Below are 515 nucleotides of genomic sequence, written 5' to 3' on the forward strand. Positions count from 1 at the left end.
GAGCCGGCCGAGGGCTCCGACGGCACCGACGGCCGGTGGCGGATCGCCCGCAAGACCGCCGCGGACCGGGTGATCTCGACCGTCGACCCCGACGCCCGGCACGCCCACAAGACCCGGGAACGTCGCCAGGACGGGTTCAAGGCCCACGTGGTCGTCGAGCCCGACACCGGCCTGACCACCGTGTGCGAGCTGACCAAGACCAACGGGCCGGCGAACTCCGACGCCGCTGTCGGCGCCAAGCTCGTCCTGGCCGACCCCACCATCGACGAAGAAGACATCGAGGTACTGGGCGACTCCGCCTACGCCACCGGCGACATGCTCGACCAGCTCCACGAGAAGCAGTGGACGCCACTGCTCAAGCCGTGGCCGATCCAGCCCGCTGTCGAGGGCGGGTTCAGCGTCGATGACTTCGACGTCGACCACCAGGCCCGGACCGTCACCTGTCCAGCCGGCGTGACCCGCAAGATCAGCGCCAAGGGCAACGTGACCATCGGGATCGCCTGCCGCGACTGCCC

1 protein-coding gene is annotated in these 515 nt (G+C 70.3%); it reads left to right on the forward strand.

The annotated features are described in order from the left end of the window. Positions 1-515, forward strand: a 515-nt coding sequence (locus ACYQ0U_RS22800) for a transposase (RefSeq protein WP_459976168.1), incomplete at both ends; no start/stop codon positions are given.

This window comes from Nocardioides pyridinolyticus, from assembly GCF_054653575.1.